The 19713-nt window shown below is 64.5% G+C and carries 27 protein-coding genes and 1 pseudogene; 12 read left to right on the top strand and 16 right to left on the bottom strand.

Features of this window, described 5'->3' with window-relative positions; genetic code table 11:
* Nucleotides 1-54: 54 nt before the first annotated feature.
* Nucleotides 55-462 carry a DUF3606 domain-containing protein gene (locus tag Q2M23_RS25090; protein ID WP_229191792.1) on the bottom strand — a complete coding sequence of 136 codons (408 nt, stop codon included), beginning with the start codon at nt 460-462 and terminating at the stop codon, nt 55-57.
* A 153-nt stretch (nt 463-615) separates the two neighbouring features.
* On the opposite strand from Q2M23_RS25090, the gene Q2M23_RS25085 reads away from it, so the two are divergent.
* Nucleotides 616-1323: a glutathione S-transferase gene (locus tag Q2M23_RS25085; RefSeq protein WP_316397374.1), complete on the top strand. Its 708-nt coding sequence runs from the start codon at nt 616-618 to the stop codon at nt 1321-1323.
* Between the two features lie 101 nt (nt 1324-1424).
* On the opposite strand, the gene Q2M23_RS25080 is transcribed toward Q2M23_RS25085, so the two are convergent.
* Nucleotides 1425-1781 (bottom strand): GFA family protein, encoded by a 357-nt coding sequence (locus Q2M23_RS25080; protein ID WP_057018339.1) that lies wholly within the window; start codon nt 1779-1781, stop codon nt 1425-1427.
* Between the two features lie 9 nt (nt 1782-1790).
* Complete coding sequence (locus Q2M23_RS25075; protein WP_057018340.1) at nt 1791-2465, bottom strand: methyltransferase family protein; 675 nt, start codon at nt 2463-2465, stop codon at nt 1791-1793.
* Between the two features lie 146 nt (nt 2466-2611).
* On the opposite strand from Q2M23_RS25075, the gene Q2M23_RS25070 reads away from it, so the two are divergent.
* Together Q2M23_RS25070 and Q2M23_RS25065 are read left to right on the top strand one after the other, a co-directional pair.
* A complete protein-coding gene (locus tag Q2M23_RS25070) occupies nt 2612-2938 on the top strand; it encodes a metalloregulator ArsR/SmtB family transcription factor (protein ID WP_316397373.1) in 327 nt (108 codons plus the stop codon).
* Entirely contained in the window at nt 2938-3378 is a 441-nt protein-coding gene (locus Q2M23_RS25065) for an SRPBCC family protein (protein WP_057018341.1), read from the top strand. Before Q2M23_RS25070 ends, Q2M23_RS25065 begins: the two co-directional genes overlap by 1 nt.
* On the opposite strand, the gene Q2M23_RS25060 is transcribed toward Q2M23_RS25065, so the two are convergent.
* Both Q2M23_RS25060 and Q2M23_RS25055 read right to left on the bottom strand, forming a co-directional pair.
* Entirely contained in the window at nt 3379-3834 is a 456-nt protein-coding gene (locus tag Q2M23_RS25060; protein WP_371852106.1) for a hypothetical protein, read from the bottom strand.
* 109 nt (nt 3835-3943) lie between these two features.
* Entirely contained in the window at nt 3944-4261 is a 318-nt protein-coding gene (locus Q2M23_RS25055; protein ID WP_057018342.1) for a Kazal-type serine protease inhibitor family protein, read from the bottom strand.
* A gap of 231 nt (nt 4262-4492) precedes the next feature.
* Here Q2M23_RS25055 and Q2M23_RS25050 point away from each other — a divergent pair, with 231 nt between their 5' ends.
* Together Q2M23_RS25050 and Q2M23_RS25045 are read left to right on the top strand one after the other, a co-directional pair.
* Nucleotides 4493-6148 (top strand): fumarate hydratase, encoded by a 1656-nt coding sequence (locus Q2M23_RS25050; RefSeq protein WP_038386003.1) that lies wholly within the window; start codon nt 4493-4495, stop codon nt 6146-6148.
* A gap of 9 nt (nt 6149-6157) precedes the next feature.
* The gene (locus tag Q2M23_RS25045) at nt 6158-6829 is read left to right on the top strand and encodes a DUF429 domain-containing protein (protein WP_316397372.1); all 672 of its coding nucleotides are present in this window, start codon (nt 6158-6160) and stop codon (nt 6827-6829) included.
* Here Q2M23_RS25045 and Q2M23_RS25040 read toward each other — a convergent pair.
* The 5 genes from Q2M23_RS25040 to Q2M23_RS25020 form a co-directional block, all read right to left on the bottom strand.
* Nucleotides 6826-7770: a hypothetical protein gene (locus tag Q2M23_RS25040; RefSeq protein WP_057018344.1), complete on the bottom strand. Its 945-nt coding sequence runs from the start codon at nt 7768-7770 to the stop codon at nt 6826-6828. The genes Q2M23_RS25045 and Q2M23_RS25040 overlap by 4 nt on opposite strands.
* Before the next feature lie 19 nt (nt 7771-7789).
* Nucleotides 7790-8086 (bottom strand): hypothetical protein, encoded by a 297-nt coding sequence (locus Q2M23_RS25035; protein ID WP_028337138.1) that lies wholly within the window; start codon nt 8084-8086, stop codon nt 7790-7792.
* A gap of 118 nt (nt 8087-8204) precedes the next feature.
* Nucleotides 8205-8759 carry an inner membrane-spanning protein YciB gene (locus Q2M23_RS25030; protein ID WP_316397371.1) on the bottom strand — a complete coding sequence of 185 codons (555 nt, stop codon included), beginning with the start codon at nt 8757-8759 and terminating at the stop codon, nt 8205-8207.
* Nucleotides 8760-8805: 46 nt separating this feature from the next.
* Nucleotides 8806-9381, bottom strand: coding sequence for a hypothetical protein (locus Q2M23_RS25025; protein ID WP_176936999.1), 576 nt, complete (start codon nt 9379-9381; stop codon nt 8806-8808).
* Between the two features lie 243 nt (nt 9382-9624).
* Nucleotides 9625-11028, bottom strand: coding sequence for a carotenoid oxygenase family protein (locus Q2M23_RS25020; protein WP_092085002.1), 1404 nt, complete (start codon nt 11026-11028; stop codon nt 9625-9627).
* A gap of 112 nt (nt 11029-11140) precedes the next feature.
* Here Q2M23_RS25020 and Q2M23_RS25015 point away from each other — a divergent pair, with 112 nt between their 5' ends.
* Nucleotides 11141-11863 carry a TetR/AcrR family transcriptional regulator gene (locus Q2M23_RS25015; RefSeq protein WP_316397370.1) on the top strand — a complete coding sequence of 241 codons (723 nt, stop codon included), beginning with the start codon at nt 11141-11143 and terminating at the stop codon, nt 11861-11863.
* 178 nt (nt 11864-12041) lie between these two features.
* Here Q2M23_RS25015 and Q2M23_RS25010 read toward each other — a convergent pair.
* Nucleotides 12042-12613, bottom strand: a pseudogene (locus Q2M23_RS25010) (hypothetical protein).
* 194 nt (nt 12614-12807) lie between these two features.
* Here Q2M23_RS25010 and Q2M23_RS25005 point away from each other — a divergent pair.
* Nucleotides 12808-13479 carry an SET domain-containing protein gene (locus Q2M23_RS25005; RefSeq protein ID WP_057018454.1) on the top strand — a complete coding sequence of 224 codons (672 nt, stop codon included), beginning with the start codon at nt 12808-12810 and terminating at the stop codon, nt 13477-13479.
* Between the two features lie 19 nt (nt 13480-13498).
* Here Q2M23_RS25005 and Q2M23_RS25000 read toward each other — a convergent pair whose 3' ends face one another.
* Nucleotides 13499-13789: a DUF6522 family protein gene (locus Q2M23_RS25000; protein ID WP_057018349.1), complete on the bottom strand. Its 291-nt coding sequence runs from the start codon at nt 13787-13789 to the stop codon at nt 13499-13501.
* Nucleotides 13786-14220: an RrF2 family transcriptional regulator gene (locus Q2M23_RS24995; protein WP_057018350.1), complete on the bottom strand. Its 435-nt coding sequence runs from the start codon at nt 14218-14220 to the stop codon at nt 13786-13788. The genes Q2M23_RS25000 and Q2M23_RS24995 overlap by 4 nt, the downstream gene beginning before the upstream one ends.
* A gap of 83 nt (nt 14221-14303) precedes the next feature.
* On the opposite strand from Q2M23_RS24995, the gene Q2M23_RS24990 reads away from it, so the two are divergent.
* Both Q2M23_RS24990 and Q2M23_RS24985 read left to right on the top strand, forming a co-directional pair.
* Nucleotides 14304-14765, top strand: a complete 462-nt coding sequence (locus tag Q2M23_RS24990) for a group III truncated hemoglobin (RefSeq protein ID WP_283070352.1) — start codon at nt 14304-14306, stop codon at nt 14763-14765.
* Nucleotides 14762-14920: a hypothetical protein gene (locus Q2M23_RS24985; RefSeq protein ID WP_194295321.1), complete on the top strand. Its 159-nt coding sequence runs from the start codon at nt 14762-14764 to the stop codon at nt 14918-14920. Before Q2M23_RS24990 ends, Q2M23_RS24985 begins: the two co-directional genes overlap by 4 nt.
* Nucleotides 14921-14975: 55 nt before the next feature.
* On the opposite strand, the gene Q2M23_RS24980 is transcribed toward Q2M23_RS24985, so the two are convergent.
* Nucleotides 14976-15374, bottom strand: a complete 399-nt coding sequence (locus Q2M23_RS24980) for a hypothetical protein (protein ID WP_316397369.1) — start codon at nt 15372-15374, stop codon at nt 14976-14978.
* Between the two features lie 31 nt (nt 15375-15405).
* Nucleotides 15406-15630, bottom strand: coding sequence for a hypothetical protein (locus tag Q2M23_RS24975; RefSeq protein ID WP_076825597.1), 225 nt, complete (start codon nt 15628-15630; stop codon nt 15406-15408).
* 94 nt (nt 15631-15724) lie between these two features.
* Between Q2M23_RS24975 and Q2M23_RS24970 the strand changes: the two genes are divergently transcribed.
* The 3 genes from Q2M23_RS24970 (at nt 15725) to Q2M23_RS24960 (ending at nt 18001) form a co-directional block, all read left to right on the top strand.
* The gene (locus Q2M23_RS24970; RefSeq protein WP_038385984.1) at nt 15725-16549 is read left to right on the top strand and encodes a helix-turn-helix domain-containing protein; all 825 of its coding nucleotides are present in this window, start codon (nt 15725-15727) and stop codon (nt 16547-16549) included.
* A gap of 61 nt (nt 16550-16610) precedes the next feature.
* Complete coding sequence (locus tag Q2M23_RS24965) at nt 16611-17276, top strand: DsbA family protein (protein WP_168854962.1); 666 nt, start codon at nt 16611-16613, stop codon at nt 17274-17276.
* 86 nt (nt 17277-17362) lie between these two features.
* Complete coding sequence (locus tag Q2M23_RS24960; protein WP_057018355.1) at nt 17363-18001, top strand: NIPSNAP family protein; 639 nt, start codon at nt 17363-17365, stop codon at nt 17999-18001.
* A gap of 278 nt (nt 18002-18279) precedes the next feature.
* Here Q2M23_RS24960 and Q2M23_RS24955 read toward each other — a convergent pair whose 3' ends face one another.
* On the bottom strand, nt 18280-19464 hold the full coding sequence (locus tag Q2M23_RS24955; RefSeq protein ID WP_316397368.1) for a GNAT family N-acetyltransferase: 1185 nt from the start codon (nt 19462-19464) through the stop codon (nt 18280-18282).
* Between the last annotated feature and the right edge of the window lie 249 nt (nt 19465-19713).

The raw sequence follows: 19713 nt of genomic DNA, 5'->3' as shown, positions 1-19713 counted from the left end.
GATGGATTGCTTCGTCGCCTCGCGCCTCGCAATGACGGGATAGTGCGATCGCGCTCAGCTCTTCCTGCGCTTGACGGTCTTCTTTGCGGTCTTCTTCGCAGCCTTCTTTTTCTTCGCGGTTTTTTTCTTGGCCGCGAAATAGGCTTCGACCTTCTTCGAGGAATGTCCGACGGCTGCGACCGCGGTCTTGAGCCGGGCAGGGGTCACCTTGAACTTCTTCGACCAGTAGCGGACCTCGTAGGGCTCGCTGATCGCGATCCGCGCGCGGTCGGCGGCCTTGTGGCGCTGCTCCTTGAAATAGGCTTCCATCTTCTTGGCCGAATGCCCGACCTTCTTGACGGCAGCTTTCAGCTTCGCCGGCGTGACCTTGAACTTCTTGGACCAGTACGCAACTTCGTAGGACTCGCTCAACGCGATCAGAGCGCGATCTGCCGCGCCCCGCTTCTTCTTGCTGTCCGCCATAAGATGATCCCTCATCGAAAGATTCGACGTTGGAACCTTAGCAGCCTCGGTGCGGTTCGCACAGGCAGCGATGCGCGATGGACGATCTGACCGCGGCGTGGCTACGATCGAGGTGAAGCGAACCGATGCGGCGAAGTTTTCGGAGGTAAGTGCATGCACTATCAGCTTTACTACTGGCCGATGATCCAGGGCCGCGGCGAGTATGTCCGCCTCGCGCTCGAGGATGCGGGCGCCGGCTACACCGATGTCGCGCGCGCCAAGGGCGGCATGGGTGCCATGACGAAGATGATGGAGGCACACAAGGGCGCGCCGCCCTTCGCGCCGCCGTTCCTCAAGGCCGGCAGTCTCACGATCGGGCAGACCGCCAATATCCTGCTCTATCTCGGCGCGCGCCACGGCCTGGCGCCGAAGGCGGAGGGCGGAAAGCTCTGGGTGCACCAGCTGCAGCTGACGATCGCGGACTTCGTGGTGGAGATCCACGATACCCATCATCCGCTCGGGCCATCGCTGTATTACGAAGACCAGAAGGCTCCGGCGAAGAAGCGCGCCGAGGAGTTCTGGGATTCGCGGGTGCCGAAATATCTCGGCTATTTCGAGGATCTCGTGCAGGCCAACCGCGGTGCGTTCGTCACCGGCCGTCGGCTGACCTACGCCGACCTGTCGCTGTTCCAGATCGTGGACGGCCTGCGCTACGCGTTTCCGAAGCGGATGGCGACGTTCGAGAAAAAGATCCCGCGGCTGATCGCGCTGCGCGATCGCGTCGCCGAGCGGCCGAACATCCAGACGTATCTGGCCAGCGAGCGGCGGATTCCTTTCAACGAAGAGGGCATTTTCCGGCGCTACAAGGCGCTGGATTTGTGATCGCCGTCATTCCGGGGCGCGAAGCGAACCCGGAATCTCGCGCCACAATCTCTGGATTCCGGGTTCACGCTCCGCGTGCCCCGGAATGACGGCGTGGAAGGCTACCGGCTCCGCCCATCCACCGGCGTCATCGCGATCTTCGACAGATCGATGCCATCGATGCAGCTGACATTCAGCGCCACGATGTCGGTGCCGTCGGGCTTCTTGCCGCGCGCGAACACGTCGACGCCGCAATCGACGCAAAGTTGATGGCGGATCGCATGGCGGTTGAAGAGATATTCCTTGAGGTTCTCGGCGCCGGCGCGAAGCTGGAAGCTCGACGGCGGCATGAACACGAAGTGCAGGCCCTTCTTGGTGCAGATCGAGCAGTTGCAGGCCGTCACCATGGCCATATCGGTGGTGCATTCGAAGCGGACCTGTCCGCAATGGCAACCGCCGGTGTAGGTCTTCTCCGCCATGATGATCCCTCACCACAGCCCGGGCACGAGGCGGTAGCGCACCCGTGCCGTATAATCGGCGTAGCCTGACAATCCCGTCACCAGCGTGCGCTCCTCAATCCGGGTGCGGATCGCAAACATCACGAAGAACACCGGCACGAAGGCGAGGCCCCACCAGGAGCCGAGCGTCAGCGGCACGCCGATGAAGAACAGCATCACGCTCGTATACATCGGATGGCGGACCAGCGCGTAGGGACCGGTCGAGATGACGTGATGGTCGCGCTCGGTCTGCACCTTCACGACTGGCGCGGCGAACGAGTTGGTGCGGAACACCCACAGGATCGCCACGGTCGAGACCAGATACAGCACAAGGCCGAGCACGATCAGCGGCACGCCGTCATTGACGCCGCCAAAGCGCCGCTCGAGCCCCATCGCGACGAACCACAGCACGGCAACGACCAGGAACACCAGCATGAACCGCTTGTCCTCGGTGGGCTGGCCTTCACGCGCGGTGAGGCGCATGCGCTCGGCCAGCAGCCCGGGATCGACCTTGGCGAGCCAGAGCCCGCAGGCCGGGCCGATCACGGCCGAGGCGATCAGATAGACCCACGCGCCGGGCCAGTGCAGCGTACCTGCGAAGGCAAACAGCAGCACGGCCATGGTGATGACGAAGAAGGTATTCTGCAGAAGGAGCTTTGCGATCATGAGCGGCTCCGCGCGATTCCAGTCGTTATTATCGCACCCTTTTCCCGGCAAACATGCGACCGCAGCGATCAACTTTCGGAGCAGGCGAGACGTTCCAGCGTCGCGACTGTATTGACAATCATATAAGCAATTGCTTATATATTTTCATGCCCGCCGCCACGCAGCTGACCGATGTGTTGAAGACCCTCGCGGACCCGACGCGGCGGGCAGTGTTCGAGCGGATTGCGCGGGAAGGCGAGATCGCCGCGACCGGCCTGGTGCAGGGTTCAAAGGTGTCGCAGCCGGCGGTGTCGCAACATCTGCGCGCGCTGCGCGATGCCGGGCTGGTCGCCGAGCGGCGCGAGGGCCGGCATATCCATTATCGCATCGCGCCGAAGGGGCTCGGTCCGCTGATCGACTGGCTCGGCCACTACGAGACGTTCTGGGTCGAGCGCTTCGCAAATCTGGAACGGCTGTTGAAGGAGAGTGAGTGATGGGTGAGACGCACGCGATCACGGTCGAGAAGGTGCTGCCCTACGCGGCCGAGAAGATCTGGCGAACGCTGACGACGAGCGATCGGATCGCGAAATGGCTGATGCCGAACGATTTCGTGCCGGCCGTTGGCCATCGCTTCAATTTCCACACCAAGCCGATGGGCGACTGGGACGGTGTCGTGCATTGCGAGGTGCTGGATTGCGATCCGCCGCGCCTGTTGCGCTACTCCTGGAAGGGCGGTGCTGATACCAATCCGGAATACGGCTCGAAGCTCGACACGATCGTCACCTGGACGCTGACGCCGGTCGAGGGCGGCACCCATCTGCGGATGGTGCATGACGGCTTCGTGCTGCCGGGCAACCGCTTCGCCTTCGACATGATGAGCCCGGGATGGGGCCGGGTGCTCGACGCCATCGCGCGCATCACCAGCGAAGGCTGATCACTCGTTGTTGCCGCGGCGAACCGTGATCGAAGCGTCGGTCTTGTTGCGGGTGCATTCGAGGTTGAGGCGGCGATAGCGCATCGTGATGGTGTTGCCGCGCAAGATGCCCATGCGCTTCAGGCAGCGCGAGGTGCCGGTGACGGCGTCGTCCTTCGGCACGGTGAAGATCAGCGCGGTGGCGGAGCCGACCAGGTTGAAGAACTCCGGCTTCATCTTGCGATCGGTCTTGGCGTAGAGCTCGATCGAATAATCCTTGCCGCGGCAGCCGAGCGACAATTCCTTTGCCGCCGGATGCGTGAGGTAGGTGATGTTGGCGGCGCTGAAATTGACCTTCAGTCCGTCGATCTGGCCGGCGAGCTGCTTGGCGATATCAACGCAGGGATCGGCATGCGCGGTCGCTGCGACGAAAACCGTCGCCAGCGCGATCAGCGCGGCCGGCAGAGTGGAGCGGATGCTCAAAGGCAAGCGTCGGCGCAACGATGCTGTCACGAAATACCCCCCGCGGTATGAAAGTACGCGAAGCTACATGCAGGCTCCCGCGGAGCGCGTCAATATGGCCACGTCAGGACGCGCACCTGCCGTCCTGCGCTTTGGAAGCCCCGGCGGCCCGGCGCTCGCAATCATTGCCATAGGTCTTGCCGTCGCAGCCGCATACGGGCTTGAAGATCTTGTTGCAGATCGTCGGGCGGAACGCGCAGGTGCCGGTCTGGTCGAAGCGGCCGCAGGTCCCGGGCTTGAACTGGCAGAACTGGCCGCGACTGCCGCATTGCAGTCCGGCAAGGCCGCCGCAGGGCCTGCCGAGGCGGGCGGCATCGGCGCCGGTCGGGATCGCGATCAACAAGGCCAGCGCCGCGAACCAGACGAAAAGCGCTGTCTTCATGAAGGTCTCCTGATGGCTTCCTGATGGTTTCCTTGGCCGTTCCGCGGCTTGCCGGCGTTGTGGCAACTTGGGATTACGATGGCATGAAACATAGCACGTGGATTGCCGGTCCCGCGCATGGCTGGAAGGCGGCCCGCTTCCCTTTCCTTTGTCGGAAAAAGGCTTAGAACGGCTCTACATTGCCGGCGGCCTCGCGGCCGGCACCGGCCTTTCGAAACCGACGAGCAGCTCATGAACGCCCCCTCAGCTTTTCCCGACCAGCAGAAGCCCGTTCCGCCCTACAAGCACACGCCTCTGTTCCCGCTTGGTGCCGACACCACGCCCTACAAGAAGGTCACGAGCGAGGGCGTCCGGGTCGAGAAGGTGTTGGGCAAGGACATGCTTGTGGTGTCGCGGGAGGCGCTGCGGGCGCTTTCCGAGGCCGCCTTCGGCGACATCAACCACTATCTGCGGCCGGGCCACCTGAAGCAGCTCCGCTCGATCCTCGAGGACAAGGAAGCCAGCGACAACGACAAGTTCGTCGCCTTCGACTTCCTGAAGAATGCCAACATCGCGGCCGGCGGCGTGCTGCCGATGTGCCAGGACACCGGCACCGCGATCATCATGGGCAAGAAGGGATGCAACGTCATCACCGACGGCGACGACGAGGCCGCGCTGTCCGAAGGCGCGCGCGATGCCTATCTGCGCCGCAATCTGCGCTACTCGCAGGTAGCTCCCTTGTCGATGTATGAGGAGAAGAACACCGCCAACAACATGCCGGCGCAGTGCGAGATTTACGCCGAGGGCGATGATGCCTACAAGTTCATGTTCATGGCCAAGGGCGGCGGAAGCGCCAACAAGAGCTTCCTGTTCCAGGCGACGCCCTCGGTGCTGACCAAGGACCGGCTGCTGGCCTTCCTGAAGGAGAAGGTGCTGACGCTCGGCACCGCGGCGTGTCCCCCGTACCACCTTGCGATCGTGATCGGCGGCACCTCGGCCGAGCTCTGCATGAAGACCGTGAAGCTCGCCTCGGCGCGCTATCTCGACGCGCTGCCGACCCACGGCTCGGCCGACGGCAATGCGTTCCGCGATCTCGAGATGGAGCAGGAAATCCTCAAGATGACGCAGTCGCTCGGCGTCGGCGCGCAGTTCGGCGGCAAGTATTTCTGCCATGACGTGCGCGTGATCCGGATGCCGCGTCACGGCGCCTCGCTGCCGATTGGGCTTGGCGTGTCCTGTTCGGCGGACCGCCAGGTGCTCGGCAAGATCACCAGGGACGGCGTCTATCTCGAGGAGCTCGAGCACAACCCGGCGCAGTATCTGCCCGCGGTGGAGCAGTCGCTCGGCGGTGAGGTCGTCAAGATCGACCTCAACAAGCCGATGAAGGAGATCCTCGCAACGCTGTCGCAATATCCGATCAAGACCCGCGTCTCGATGACCGGCACCATGATCGTGGCGCGCGACTCGGCGCACGCCAAGCTGCGCGAGCGGCTGGAGAAGGGCGAGCCGTTGCCGGATTATTTCAAGAACCATCCGGTCTATTACGCCGGTCCCGCCAAGACGCCCGATGGCTACGCCTCCGGTGCGTTCGGCCCGACCACGGCGGGACGCATGGACTCCTTCGTCGACCAGTTCCAGGCGGCCGGCGGCTCGATGGTGATGGTTGCCAAGGGCAACCGCGCGGTCGCTGTGCGCGAGGCTTGCAAGAAGCATGGCGGCTTCTACCTCGGCTCGATCGGCGGCGCCGCGGCGAACCTCGCCGAGCACTGCATCAAGAAGGTCGAGGTGGTCGAGTATCCCGAGCTCGGCATGGAAGCGATCTGGCGCATCGAAGTGGTCGACTTCCCGGCCTTCATCATCATCGACGACAAGGGCAACGACTTCTTCAAGGAATTGAATCTCGGTTGAGGATCGGGGTTGATTGCGGTCGGCCTCGACGGGTTCTCCAAGGGCTGGGTCGCCGTCACCATCGACGGCGACCAGCGTACGATTTCCTTTCACAGCGACATTGCGGACGCGCTTTCGCGTCCGTTCGATCGCGCCGGGATCGATATCCCGATCGGTCTGACCGATGACGGCGAGCGCGATTGCGACCTTCTCGCGCGCGTAAGATTGCGCCCGCACAGCTCGCGCGTCTTCACCGGCGCGCGGCGCTGGCTGTGGCAGGAGTTTGATGATCCGGATGCGGCGAACGAGGAAGCGCGGCGCCGCGGCCAGACCCGTGTGTCGCGCCAGCTCTGGCACATTGGGCCGAAGATCATGGAGGTCGATGCGTTCGTGCGCGCGAACGCCACGCGCGATATCCGCGAGGTGCATCCCGAACTGGTGTTCCTGCGGCTGAACGGCGATGCGTCTCTGCCGCGCAAGAAGTCGGAGGAGGGCGATGCGCTCCGACGCAGGCTGCTGAAGCGATCAGGCTTCCGCGAGATCGATCGCTGGCTGACGGAAGTTCGGACCGGCACCGGCGCGAAGCGCGACGATGTGCTGGATGCATGTGCAGTGGCGCTGGCTGCGCGCGAACCATGCGGAAGCGTTCCCGAAGCGCCGCAGCGAGACGCGTACGATCTGCCGATGCAGATCTGGTTCTAGCTGCAGTTCGTCACCTGGTTGGAGCACAGGCTGCGCCACCAGCCGCGCACGCCGTCATGGCTCTCCACCAGCGCCCAGTGCCCGCTGCAGGCGAGGATGCGTTTCGGACCATCGTCGGTATCGAACTCACCGCCGAGCTTGCGCAGCGCCGGCGTCCACTTGGCGTCGACGAAGGGGGCCTGGAACAGCCCGCCCATGCGGGTGTAGCCGTTGGCGTAGCTCGCGCCGACCTTGTTGGCGGCAACCCATCCGCGCCCGGCATAAGGCTTTGGCGCGTTGCGCGGATAGCGCTTGTCATCTTCATAGGCCTTGCCCGGCGGCATCGCGCCTTCGATCAGAAACCAGCCGTCCTTGAAGCCGATGATACGAAACTCGGTGAGCCAGCCGCCCTCCGGCGTGTTCTCGGCCCCGCCCATCTTGAGATGGTAGGGTGGCGGCAGCTTGCCGAGCACGCGTGCCTTCACCGACGGCTCGGCGCGCACGTTGAGGCCTGCGAGGTCCTTGTCCTCCGACCAGGCGCCGAGGTCGCATGGCTCGGTGCCAGCGGGCAGTGCGTTTCGGTTCGCGTCAAGCTCGGCCTGGCGCGCGGCAAAGTCATTGTCCGCCCCGTCGGCATTTCCGGTCGCGATGTCGCTCGGACCGCGCGGCTTCAGTTCAGCCGACAGCGCGCGCGTGCCGTCCTTGCTTAGCGTCACGACCATCATCTGACGCGGCGCGAAGACGCTTGCCGGCGTCTTCGGGTCGTCCGCGCTCGCGGCATAGACCGCGAGGTAGCCGGTGGTACCGGCGGTATCCGTGGTGGAAGAGGTGCCCGCAACATATCCGGTCGGCACCAGCGCGACCGCGCTCGCGCGCCACGCCGGTTCGGCTTCGCTTGCCTGCTGCGCGGAAGCCGTCGTGGCTGATAACGCCATGATGGCAACGGATGCCAGGATGCGCATGCGTGTGCGTGTGCCGCGGTTATGCCCGCGTGCCGGTGAAAGGGAAGCTGCCCATTGGGCCGATGCCCATCTCGCCGGAGATGCCGTCGCCGGAGACCTTGCCGGTGAATTCGAGCGTCAGCGGCATCGGATTGGTGATGGAAACCTTCCAGGCGACGTCGTCGCCGTTCACGGTGCCGTCGAAGATTTCGGTGGAATTGCCCTCGGCGCCCTGCGTGCCGGTGAGCGTGCCGCCGGAGCTTGCCAGCGACAGCGTCGCCTTGCGCTCGCCCATCGGCGTCGTCATCGTGAGATTCCAGTTTCCGTCCACCGCCATTGATGTCTCCCCTCCAGGTAAGGCGCTTTCAAGCGAGATGGCTACCGTTCGCGCGAAGAAAACGCGTGCGCGGGTATAGCCCATCTTGCCTTGCGCGCCTAGTTCGCGGCTGCGGCGATCAGGCGCGGGCGGCGGCGCGCAGCCGGCTTCCGACCAGGACGCGGAAGGCGACATACTGGATCGCGAAGGCGGCGATCTTGGCGCCGACCAGCACCACCGACACGTAGAATGCCCACAGCTTCATGTCGCCGGTCGCCGCGATCGCAATGGTGCCGGCGGCGAGGATGAACATCAGCCCGGCCCAAGCGTAGCCGGCGAGGGTGGCGTATTCCGGAATCGTCTCGGTCACGATCGGCGGCAGATAGCGCAGCATCCAGCCGCGCTTGAGCATGATCGCGCCAATCGCGATGTGGCCGATGGCCGGCTTCGCCAGCACGAAGCGCGGATCGTTGGTGAAAAGCGTCGCGCCGCCGAGCACGATCACCAGCCCAAGGCTCGCCCAGGTCATGTAGCCGAGCGCCTGTCCCTTGACGCGCGCATAGACCACTTGGGCGATCGCGCCCGCGATCGCAACGCCGGTGGCGATCAGGACATTGTCGGTGGCGAAATAGACCACCAGGAAGACGATGGTGGAGAGGAAGTCGCTCGCAAGCCTGGCAAATACGCTCTTCATCGTGGTTTCCGTTTCCTCGGGATAATGGTTGTGATGATGGCAGCGTCTAGCGTGAGGGCAGCGCGCCGGCCGGCGGCGTCGCGTCCTTGACCGCGCGATAGTGCGGATACCAGTGGGTAAAGCCGACCGCGGCATTGCGTGCGGCGAAGGCGATCAAGAGGCCGGTCCACAGCGGCAGCGCCGGCACGTATAGCACCGCAACGTTGCCGATCAGCATGAGCAGCATCGCGACGGTCCAGGCTCCGGTGATAAGGTAGTTGGCATGGAGGAAGCCGGGCAGCTTCGCGGTCTCGGCATCGACCTGCTCCAGCGCATATTGCCGCGTGAAGGGACGGCCGATCATGATCGAGCCGAGCGACACCAGCAGGATGCCGGCATCGACTGCGATCTTCACCGCGGTGTTGCTCAGCGTCGCATCGACGAAGGTGAGGTAGGAGCCGATCGCGGCGAAGATGACGACCGAACCGACGCCGAGGATCTTGATGCTGCGGCCGCGCGCGACATCGAACGCGATGGCAGCGAGGCAGATCAGGGCGGCACTGAGCAGGCTCACCGTGGCCGAGGTCACCAGCATCAGCATGGCGAAGGCGCCGTAGGGAGCGAGGATCAGGAAGATCGTCATGGTGAGCCTCATCGGCTTTATCTTTACAGTGTAAAGATATACTAATGGTGGGCAACGGAGGCGTCAAGCGAAATCTTTACAGTGTCAAAATCGTGAGGTGGCAGAAAAATCCAAGATTTGCCAATAACATAAAGTGGCGACCGCTCGTTTTCGGTCAGCGGCGACAAAGACGTGGATGCCCGGGACAAGCCCGGGCATGACGCGTGGAGAGGCTGGCGCACTGACGTCCGGAGTGGTCGTTGGCTACTCCGCCCCCACCCAATTGCCGTGGAATCCATCCGGCACGCGGTGGCCGAGATGGACCAGCGCGGTCGGGCCCGCTTCAACATCTTGCGCGTTGAACACGGCGAGGTCGCTGCGGTTTTCGCGGGCGCGCCAGACCACCGCGAGCAGCCAGCCGTCGCCTTCTGCGGCGTCAGCGCTGCGCTCGACGAACACAGGCTCGGAGATCGTATCGCCGGCGGGCAGCAGATAGTGGCCGAGCCGCTTGCCACGGCCGTCGACATGTACGATGCCCGACAGCGCGCCGAACATCGGCAGATCGGGGTTGGCGCAGGCGTACCAGCCGTGATTGCTGGCAAATCCGGCGCGGCGATCGTCGACGCGGGGGAATTCGCCGGTGAGGTCGTCGAGATAGGTTTGCGTGAAGCGGTCGGTGTTGCCGGAGAGGTCGAAGGTCCAGCGGCAATAGCGCGCGCGGTTCTTCTGCGGATCGGTCGGCGAGCCGTCGGGATGATTGAACAGCGGCGCTTCCTCGAACTGCATCACGTCGGCGATGATGCGGTTGCCGTCTTCCCACGCGTTCATCACGTGGAAAACGTAGCAGGTCTCGGCGCGGAACCAGACGATGTCCTTTGACGCGCCGCTGCGCCTCATGACGCCGACATAGGCGCCTTTCTCCGGCTCCCAGGCGTAGGGCGCCTGTCCGCGCATCGCGCGCTGCATGCTGCCGGTGATCGGCAGGATCGGAAACAGCACATGATTCTCGGTGACGATGAAGTCGTGCACCATGCTGGCATAGGGCGCCTCGAAGCGTTCGAACCGCGTCACCACGCCGGACGAGCTCACCGCGCCGAACGACAGCGCCGGCGTCAGCGGACCCGCGGCGTTGTAGCCGAAGAACACCATTTCGCCGGTCGCCGGATCGATCTTCGGATGGGCGGTGAAGGGGCCTGTGATCGCGCCCTTGTAGTCGCAATAGCCGAGGCGATTGAGCGTGCCGGGTTCGATCTCGGTCGGCAGATGGCCTTCCTCGAGCGCGAGCAGGCGGCCGCCATGGAAGATGATGTTGGTGTTGGCGACGCCGCCGTCCGTCGTTGTGGTGGCCGGCGCATCCGGCATCTTGCGGCCGAAGCCGCCGAACAGCGCGCGACCGGCATCGTGCTCGGCCTGCCATTTCGGCGTACGGACCCAGCGGTTGCGGTAGCTGGCGCGGCCGTTCTCGAGATGGAAGGCGTGCAGCATGCCGTCGCCGACGAACCAGTGCGCACCCGGCGCCTCGAACTGCGGATTGGGGCCGTTGCGATAGAGCGTGCCGTTCAGCTCGCGCGGCAATTCGCCCGAGATCTTCAGGAACGGCGCGTCGGCTTCGAATGGGATGGGCGCCAGATTGGTGCGCGCCGCGTTGGATGTGACCTGGTCGAGCATTCCGCATCTCCCTGCATTATGATCTTTACATCGTAAAGATATCAGTAAGGATGACGCCGCCGATCGTCAAGCAAAATCTTTACAGTGTAAAAATTGCGACCTATAAGGCCGCATGGCAAGAATCTCCAAAGAAAACAAGGCGACTCCGGCACAGGCTCCGACCCGCCGGGTTGCGCGGACTACGGCAGCTCGTCCGGTCCAACGGCGCCGCGCCAACGACACGCCGTATCATCACGGCGATCTGCATGAGGCACTGTTGAAGGCCGCCGAGCGCGTGCTCGAGCGTGATGGATTGGCGGGGCTGACATTGCGTGCGGTGGCGCGCGAGGCCGGCGTATCGCACGCCGCCCCGACGCATCATTTCGGCGATCTAACCGGTTTGCTCAGCGAACTCGCGGCGATCGGTTTCCGGCAATTCGGCCTGGCAATGGCGGCTGCGGACGCTTCGGCGGCCACGACGCCCGAGAAGGGCGTGGCGAGCGCCAAGGCTTATGTTGCCTATGCCCAGGCACATCCCGGCATGTACGGGCTGATGTTCCGCAGCGAGCGGCTTGATCACTCGCGCCCGTCGCTGCACGAGGCGTCCGAGGCTTCGTTCGCAGGGCTGACCCGCGGCGTCGGCGCTAGCCGGCACGAGCAGATTTCCAAGGAGCAGCTTACGCTGGATCAGGCCGCCGCGATCGCGTCGGCCTGGTCGCTGGTGCATGGTTTCACCATGCTGCTGCTCGACGGACGCCTCAAGACGATTCTGGATCGGTCGCCCGAGGGCACATCCGCGGAAACGCTATTGACCGCGATGCTGCGATTGTCCGCGGGCCGCTCGGCGCGGCAATAACCAGTGCTGCCCCTGGGCTAGTGTCCCGAATCCGAAGTTCGCATCATTTGCCGTACCTTCGGAGCGAACTTCGGATTCGATAAGGACACTAGCAAACTTATGATTCTAGTGTGCTTTATGAATGCGAAGTTCGTGAAAGTGGCTGCCGCGAAATCGCACGAACTTCGCATTCAGCACACTAGCGCCTCACAAGCGACGTGGTCCGGCCGCTCTGTCCGATCGTCTTCACCGTATCCGTGCCGCATTTGAAATCGCGGGCGAAATCATCGGCAGCCTGCCGCGCCAACTCGTTGGCGTTGGGATTGGCCGCGACGTCGACATAGGCGACATGACAGACATCGCCCGGCGGCAGCCGGGTCACGGCGAGCATTGCCCGCGAGACAGGACCGCCGCGCTTGTCCAGTTCGCTGTTGTCGGCGATCTGCCAGCGCTGATGATCGCAAACGGTTTGCCGCCGGCTGCACGCCATTCGACCCTGTCGCCGGTCGAACTGAACGGGCCGAACCAGGCCCGCGCGGCCGGTTCCCTGGCTGCTGCCTCGCGGTTTCGGCCGACCGAGACCACTTCGCGCAGGTCGCCCTCGTTGATCAGCACCACAAGCCCGGATTTTCCCGGACAGACCCTGGTGGTGCTGCCGTCCTCTTCGCTGGGCTTGCCGATCATGCGGCAGGCCTTCGGCGCGGTCGATGAGTAGCTGCTGCTGATCGCCACAGAGCCGGCATGGCCGGGACTTGCGCCGGCAGCCGTCATAAAGACTGTTGCAAAAGCAAGGTATTTCATCGGGGGAAACCTGCGATCCGGACGTTACTTTGTCTCTGACATATGCAATCTGGGGAAGGTTCAATAGACATGCGGGAAACACCTGACAGGCGCGCGGAATCGTCCTAGAAGGGCGGCTTCGCAACTTCTGTCGCGTGCACCTGCGTGCCGTAACCTCGATCGTCATGCCCACGATATCATCCAACAAGCCCTATCGCGTCGGCCGTTCCCGTACCGGTCTTGGCCTTTTCGCCACCAAGCCGATCAAGAAAGGCACCAAGATCATCCGTTATTTCGGGCCGTTGCTCGACTCGAAGAAGAAGGATGAGGACGCGATCGAGAACAAATATCTGTTCGAGCTCACCAACCGCTGGACCATCGACGGCTCGATCCGCGAAAACGTCGCCCGCTACATCAACCATGCCTGCAGGCCGAACGCGGAATCCGACGTTCGCCCACGCAAGCGCAAGGTGTTCATCCGCGCCATCAAGGACATCGAGCCGGGCGACGAAATCAATTACGACTACGGAACCGACTATTTCAAAGCCTATCTGAAGCCGATCGGCTGCAAGTGCGATGCCTGCGAGAAGAAGCGCAAGAAGAAGCGCGCGGAGGCGAGGGCGGAGCGGGTGCGGCTGAAGGAAAGAGCCGAGCGGAAGGCACAGCGCAAGGCCGAGAAGCTCGCCGAGGAGCGGGCCAGACAGCGGAAGGCGAAGAAGGCTGCCAAAGCAATCGGCAAGCTCGCCAACGGCACGGCGCTGAACGGCAGTCACCTCAATGGCCATAGCCTGATCAACACGGCGGGCAAGAAGGCTGCCTCGTCGAAGCGCGGCACCGCTCGGGCGCTGAACGCCTGATATCCGGGACGAGGTCTCTCTAGCCGCTCGGCCGGTGCGCCGCGCGTGGCAACGGGGAATTGCCGAAATCCAGCGTCGAGCGCTGGATGATCGTGCCGTGCTCGTCGATAACGAGACGGAAACGCTTGCTCCCCGAGAAGAATGTGAGGCGATGGCGCCCCTGATCGGCGTCGAGCCCGCGCTCCGAGCGCGTCGTGATTGCGCCCGAGCGCATCCCGGCCTGCAGCAGCGGAACCGCGATGCCGAGGCCTTCGGCGACGATGTTGGCGTCGACCTCGAACGCGCCGTCCGAGAATGTGATCGTCGTCATGATGCCCTCGCGGGATGGCGGACGGGACGCGGCAGGTAGGCGCATTCGGCGAGCGTCGTACCGTCGAGCTCGCGCATGAAGGCCTCTCGCGCCGCCGCGAGCTTCGCCTTCAGCCGGCAGCGCGGCAGCAGCAGGCAATCTCCGCCATCATCCCTGAAACATTCGACCAGCGCGCTGTCGCCTTCCAGCGCACGCACCACCTGGCCGAGAGTGATGGTCTCCGCCGGCCGCGCCAGCGAGAACCCGCCGCCCGCGCCGCGCTGGGTGGCAATGAAGCCGGCGTCGGCAAGGTCGCGCACCACCTTGGCAAGGTGATTGCGGGAAATGTCGAACTCGGCCGCGATCTCGCTGGTCGCAAACGATCGGTCCGGCTCGCCGGCCAGCCGCATCAGGGCGCGGAGCGCAAAATCCGTGAACGATGTCAGGCGCATGGAAGCCCTTCGAAATCAGCACTTGGCGGATCAGCTATAGCAGGCTAAATAGGCATTTGAAATGCCTATTTAGGGTGTATGCCATGACAGCAGCAGAGCGCCGCGAGCAGATCACCGCCGGGATTGTCGCGCGGACCGGGATCACCGAGGCCATGATCGAGCAGCTGGTGCATGCCTTCTACGCCAAGGTCCGCAAGGACCCGATGATCGGACCGGTGTTCGAGACCAGGATCAGCAATTGGGAGCCGCATCTGGCGCAGATGTGCGCGTTCTGGTCTTCGGTTGCGCTGATGACCGGGCGCTATCACGGCACGCCGATGGTCAAGCATATGCCGCTGCCGATCGACGCCGCGCATTTCGACCGCTGGCTCGAACTGTTCGAGGCGACCGCGGCCGAGCTGTGCCCGCCTGACGCGGCGGCGCATTTCATCGATCGCGCGCGGCGCATCGCCTCGAGCCTCGAGATGGGCGTCGCCGGCGGACAGGGCGTGATGCTGGCGGTCGGCGAGCGTTACAGGCGAAGCGAAGCAGGAGCAGTGCAATGAGGAACAGAGCGAAAGCGATCGCGCGTGCCATCGACGGCGCGTGGTTTCATCAGGATCAGGCCGATCCGTTTGCCGGCAGCAGTCTGGTGCCGATGCTGATCATCGGCCTGGCGCTGACCTTTGCCGGTATGATCGTCGCGGTCGTGCTGAGCTGACGGAAACGGCCGCCGCGTTTGCCGCGACGGCCGCTCGTCACATCCGGCATTCGATTTACGCCGCGACCGTCTCGCCGCTGCGGCGCAGCCCGACATATTGCAGCTCGGCGAACACGCCGGTGGCGATCGCCTGGGCCAGGATCACGAGGGTCCCGAAGAGGTTCGGCGACACCGCGCCCGACAGCAGCAGCGCGATGCTGGCGAGCGTCCAGGCCGCGTTGCCGACGACCACCAGCATCACCAGCAGCTTCGGCACCGACATGCGCGTGCCGAGCCAGCCGACCAGCGCGGTATAGGCGATCAGGAACAGCCCGGTCTCGCGCAGCAGCGCTTCCGGCAGGCCGAGCAGCGATGCCAGCGCGCCGGCGTCGAGCACCATGGCTATGGCGGATACGCCGCTGAAGACGGCGTCGGCAAGCAAGGCGTGGCGCAGCAGCTGGGACGAATGGATCATGGCAGTGTCTCCTCGGGTTGGGATGGGGTGGTCAGCGGAACAGCGACTGCAGCTGACGCCACAGCCGGAGCGGACACAGCGCCTTGCCGACCCTCATCTCGGCCGCATAGACGTGCGCGAACACGAACACGCCGGTCGCGTGCACGAGCGGCTGCGGCATGTTGAGCGAGCGCGCCAGCAGCCAGGTGGCCAGATGGACCAGCCACGGCAGCAGGACGGCGAGGGCGCGGACAAGGGATAGCATCAGCATGGTCATCTCCTGTGCCGTGGAGGATGAGCCGGCCAGCGCGCCAATTCGATTACCTCAGGCGTAATGGAACGGGCGAATTCCGCATGGTAGGTTTCGCATCATGAACGCACATGCATCCATGGCGCGGGCCGAGCCCGCAAAACCCGTTCCGATCGGCGAACACCTGCGCGAGTGGCGGCAGCGCCGTCATCTCAGCCAGCTCGACCTTGCCGTCGATGCCGAGATCTCGGCGCGGCATTTGAGCTTCGTCGAGACCGGCCGCTCGGCACCGTCGCGTGACATGGTCCTCAAACTGGCGGAGCGCCTCGACGTGCCCCTACGCGAACGCAACGTGCTGCTGGTCGCCGCGGGTTTCGCGCCCGCATTCCCGCAACGCTCGCTGGATGATCCGGCGCTGAAATCGGCGCGCGAGGCCATCAACCTGGTGCTGAAGGCGCACGAGCCCAATCCGGCGCTGGCCTATGACCGGCACTGGAATCTGGTCTCCGCGAATCGCATGGTGGCGCCGCTGCTCGAGGGCGTGCCGCAGCGGCTGCTCGGCCAGCCCTTCAACATCCTGCGGCTTGCCTTCCACCCCGAGGGCCTCGCCCCGCGCACCGTGAACCTCGCGGAATGGGCCGCGCATCTTCTGGAGCGGCTGCATCGGCAATGCGAGGCAACGGCCGATCCGGAGCTGCTCAAGCTCTATCAGGACCTCAAGTCCTATCCGATCCCGGCGCGGTCGGCCCCGATCACCACCGACAACAACGTCGCGCTCCCCTTCAAGCTCCGCCTCAATGGCGAGATCCTGAGCTTCATCTCGACCACCATGGTGTTCGGCACGCCGGTCGACATCACGCTGCAGGAACTGGCGCTGGAGACCTTCTTCCCGGCCGATGAGCTGACCGCCGAGCGGATGCGGCAGATGGCAGCCAGTATGAAATAGCGGCTTGTCTCGGAGCGCTTTCGGCCTACCTTTGGGGTTCCATTTCTGCCGGGAACCCGCCATGAGCGATCTGAAGCCACTTCGCCTCGACATCGTCTCCGATGTCGTTTGCCCCTGGTGCTATATCGGCAAGCATCGGATCGAGGATGCGCTCAAGCTGGTGCCCGATGTACCGGTCGAGGTGCATTGGCGGCCGTTCTTCCTCAACAACTGGGTGCCGCGCGAAGGCATCAGCCGCGAGGAATATCTCACCGCCAAGTTCGGCTCGGTCGAGGCCTACAAGGGCATTGCCGGCCGCGTGGTCGCCGCCGCCAATGAGGAGGGGCTCACCTACCATCCCGAGCTCGTCAAGCGGCAGCCCAACACGATCGACTGCCATCGCCTGATCCACTGGGCCGAGGCCAGGGGCAAGGCGGCCGAGATGAAGCAGCGGCTGATGGAGCTGTATTTCCGCGACGGCGGCGATCTCACCGACAGCAACGTGCTGGTGCAGGCGGCAAGCGATGTCGGGCTCGATGTCGACGACGTGCGCAAGCGTCTTGCCACCGACGAGGATGTCGCCCTGGTCTCGGCGCAGGCCCAGGAGGCCGCCGAGAAGGGTATTTCCGGCGTGCCGACCTTCGTGTTCGCGCAGAAATACGCGGTGTCCGGCGCCCAGCCGGCCGAGCAGCTCGCCCGCGCCATCCGCCAGGTCTCGGCCGAGATCAACACAGAGGCTGCGGAGTAGTCCACAATCCCTATCGAAAGCCCGGCTCATGCCGGGCTTTTTCGTTTGCCCACATCATCCATCGGAAACAATCAGGGGAGACCACCATGATCTATGAGCTGCGCACCTATACGGTCCGTCCAGGCGCCGTCGGCGAGATGGTGAAGGCGGCGAGCACGATCTCGCGCGATATCCGCGCCGACAATTTCGGCAAGCTGGAAGGCTACTGGATCACGGAGATCGGTCCGCTCAATCAGGTCATGCACATGTGGAGCTACGCCGATCTCAACGAGCGGACGCGGCTGCGCGCCGAGCTCGCCAAGAACCCGCGCTGGACCGGCGAGTATATTCCGGTGATCCGTCCGCTGCTGGTGCGGCAGGAGGTGCGGCTGCTCAATCCAATCATCCCGCCGGTGGCGCCGGCGACATCAGGCAACATCTACGAATTCCGCAACTATCGTGCCAAGCCGGTCGGCGGCGCCAAGCAATGGCTCGATCTGATCACCGGCGTGATGCCGGAGCGCGAGAAATACTCCAAGATCGTCGGCCTCTGGACCACCGAGGCCGGGCAGCCCAACGAAGTCTGCCACATCTGGGCCTATCCCGATCTCAACGCCCGCGCCGCCGCACGCGGCAACGCGATGAAGGATCCGGCCTGGCTGGAATTTTTGAGCAAGGGCACGCAGGTGCTCGAGGAGATGCACTCGACCATCATGCTGCCGGCACCGCACTCGCCGTTGCAGTAAGGGGAGGCGCTGGTCGCGCCGCGTTTCCCAATGATGCGCCGAGCGCGAGACAGAGAGGCCGCCGGTTGAGGCGGCCTTTTCGTTTGCCGTCAGGATGTCGCGAGCGCCGGCAAAAAGCCCCATCCGATGTTTCCATCAGATGAGGCTTTCGAAGCAAGGGCGCGCGCCGTCTGAGAACCAGCGCGCCGCAACGCTAGTCGGGCCAGCTGACACCAACCTGACGGCAGCAGTCACTTGTTTCCCGATGTGTCTGCATGCCTACGAAAGGGTAAACCGCATTATCCGGGCTTGCCGCGCCGGCTGCGGATGAAGCGGACGGCGCCGCGCGCCGCTTCGTAGGCGAAGTTGTTCAGGGTCAGCGCGGCGTGAATGGCCGGCACCAGCGGATCGCGGCGCCGCAGCGGCAGCAAGACGTCGCCGATCGCGAAGCGGCCGCGCCAGATCGGGTCGATCATGGGGTGGCCGGGCGCCGCGGTGGAATCGGCCGAATTGATCGCGGGATCGGCGCAGAGATGGCGCGTCAGCTCCAGCGTCAACTGCGTGCCGGGCGAATGTTTCGCAAAGCGCTCATCGACGCCGATCTTGAAGAAGAAGGCGCGGTCCTGGTGACGCACCACGATGCCGCCCGCGACCGGCGTGTCGCCCGCATGCAGCGTGATGATCTCGCAGCGGCCGGCTTCGGCCATTGCCGACGTCGCGCGGCGGATGAAGGCTGCATCGCCGGCATGCTGGCTCAGCGCCGTGCCGCGCTTTCCCTTCCAGCCACCGGCTTCGAGGACAAGGAAAGTCTCGAGCGCCGTCGCAACCTCGCGCGGCGTGCAGGCGACATCGAAGCGCACCGCGCCGTGGTCGGACAGGCGATGATGCTGGCGGCGCAGCTCCTTCAGCTTCTTGGGCCCCAGCGCGTCGCGCAACAATTCGTCGGCATCGCGCGTCGCATCCAGCTGGGCGCGCTGGTAGGCGCTCACTATTCGCGGCTGCAACCCGTCTCGTGCCAGCACCGCGCGGATCGCCGCCATGGCCGGCCCCTCGAGCGACATGGTGCGCAGGATCAGCGCATGCGCGCCCGCATTGCGCGCCTGCCGCAGCATCTTGTCGACCGCTTCCTCGGCGGCGTCGCGGTCGAGCAGCGGCGTGCACAGCGTGCCATAAGGTTCGGCGCCGACCAAAGCGGGCAGGGGAATCCGGTAGATCCGCCGCATCGGAACGACCGGCAACAGCCCGATCAGTTGCCCGGCATCGCCGGCGGCACTGAGCAGCGCCGCGCCGGTGCGGCCGCGCGCGGAGGCATCGACCGCCAATTCCCAGTCCGCCTGATAGTAGCCATTGGCCTCGATCGCGCGCGCGGCAAGCGCGCGCCATGCATTGAGCGGCGCGGCCGACAGCGGCGGCAAGGTGCGATCGTCCGTGGCATCCTTGCGCGATGCACGGTGGATCATTGCCCGGTCAGCAATATCGGCCACGTCCCTGTTTCCCCACTCCGCGAAGCTGATTGGCCTTGCGTTCGTCAGGGCAACGCTAGCGGAAAGAAATGGAAAATGCCGTTGAGGCCACCGCGCAATTTGAACGGTCGTGTTAACGGACCGTTCAGCATACCCGGTGCGCAGCGGCTTGGCCGGCTCGCCGGTTCAAGCGCTAGGTGGTGTGGACACTAGCGCATCCATAGAACAATGGCAGCGAGAGTGACGACGGCCCGGTAATTCCGGGCCGTT

The organism is Bradyrhizobium sp. 33ap4 (genome assembly GCF_032654765.1).
GTDB lineage: Bacteria > Pseudomonadota > Alphaproteobacteria > Rhizobiales > Xanthobacteraceae > Bradyrhizobium > Bradyrhizobium australafricanum.
The sequence above is the reverse complement of the archived record's forward strand: the minus strand, read 5'-3'. Positions and strand labels throughout refer to the sequence as shown.

Coding starts and splice junctions, on each gene's coding strand:
- Q2M23_RS25090 (WP_229191792.1), bottom strand. CDS start 462: ATGGCGGACAGCAAGAAGAAGCGGGGCGCGGCAGATCGCGCTCTGATC.
- Q2M23_RS25085 (WP_316397374.1), top strand. CDS start 616: ATGCACTATCAGCTTTACTACTGGCCGATGATCCAGGGCCGCGGCGAG.
- Q2M23_RS25080 (WP_057018339.1), bottom strand. CDS start 1,781: ATGGCGGAGAAGACCTACACCGGCGGTTGCCATTGCGGACAGGTCCGC.
- Q2M23_RS25075 (WP_057018340.1), bottom strand. CDS start 2,465: ATGATCGCAAAGCTCCTTCTGCAGAATACCTTCTTCGTCATCACCATG.
- Q2M23_RS25070 (WP_316397373.1), top strand. CDS start 2,612: ATGCCCGCCGCCACGCAGCTGACCGATGTGTTGAAGACCCTCGCGGAC.
- Q2M23_RS25065 (WP_057018341.1), top strand. CDS start 2,938: ATGGGTGAGACGCACGCGATCACGGTCGAGAAGGTGCTGCCCTACGCG.
- Q2M23_RS25055 (WP_057018342.1), bottom strand. CDS start 4,261: ATGAAGACAGCGCTTTTCGTCTGGTTCGCGGCGCTGGCCTTGTTGATC.
- Q2M23_RS25050 (WP_038386003.1), top strand. CDS start 4,493: ATGAACGCCCCCTCAGCTTTTCCCGACCAGCAGAAGCCCGTTCCGCCC.
- Q2M23_RS25040 (WP_057018344.1), bottom strand. CDS start 7,770: ATGCGCATCCTGGCATCCGTTGCCATCATGGCGTTATCAGCCACGACG.
- Q2M23_RS25035 (WP_028337138.1), bottom strand. CDS start 8,086: ATGGCGGTGGACGGAAACTGGAATCTCACGATGACGACGCCGATGGGC.
- Q2M23_RS25030 (WP_316397371.1), bottom strand. CDS start 8,759: ATGAAGAGCGTATTTGCCAGGCTTGCGAGCGACTTCCTCTCCACCATC.
- Q2M23_RS25025 (WP_176936999.1), bottom strand. CDS start 9,381: ATGACGATCTTCCTGATCCTCGCTCCCTACGGCGCCTTCGCCATGCTG.
- Q2M23_RS25020 (WP_092085002.1), bottom strand. CDS start 11,028: ATGCTCGACCAGGTCACATCCAACGCGGCGCGCACCAATCTGGCGCCC.
- Q2M23_RS25015 (WP_316397370.1), top strand. CDS start 11,141: ATGGCAAGAATCTCCAAAGAAAACAAGGCGACTCCGGCACAGGCTCCG.
- Q2M23_RS25005 (WP_057018454.1), top strand. CDS start 12,808: ATGCCCACGATATCATCCAACAAGCCCTATCGCGTCGGCCGTTCCCGT.
- Q2M23_RS25000 (WP_057018349.1), bottom strand. CDS start 13,789: ATGACGACGATCACATTCTCGGACGGCGCGTTCGAGGTCGACGCCAAC.
- Q2M23_RS24995 (WP_057018350.1), bottom strand. CDS start 14,220: ATGCGCCTGACATCGTTCACGGATTTTGCGCTCCGCGCCCTGATGCGG.
- Q2M23_RS24990 (WP_283070352.1), top strand. CDS start 14,304: ATGACAGCAGCAGAGCGCCGCGAGCAGATCACCGCCGGGATTGTCGCG.
- Q2M23_RS24985 (WP_194295321.1), top strand. CDS start 14,762: ATGAGGAACAGAGCGAAAGCGATCGCGCGTGCCATCGACGGCGCGTGG.
- Q2M23_RS24980 (WP_316397369.1), bottom strand. CDS start 15,374: ATGATCCATTCGTCCCAGCTGCTGCGCCACGCCTTGCTTGCCGACGCC.
- Q2M23_RS24975 (WP_076825597.1), bottom strand. CDS start 15,630: ATGACCATGCTGATGCTATCCCTTGTCCGCGCCCTCGCCGTCCTGCTG.
- Q2M23_RS24970 (WP_038385984.1), top strand. CDS start 15,725: ATGAACGCACATGCATCCATGGCGCGGGCCGAGCCCGCAAAACCCGTT.
- Q2M23_RS24965 (WP_168854962.1), top strand. CDS start 16,611: ATGAGCGATCTGAAGCCACTTCGCCTCGACATCGTCTCCGATGTCGTT.
- Q2M23_RS24960 (WP_057018355.1), top strand. CDS start 17,363: ATGATCTATGAGCTGCGCACCTATACGGTCCGTCCAGGCGCCGTCGGC.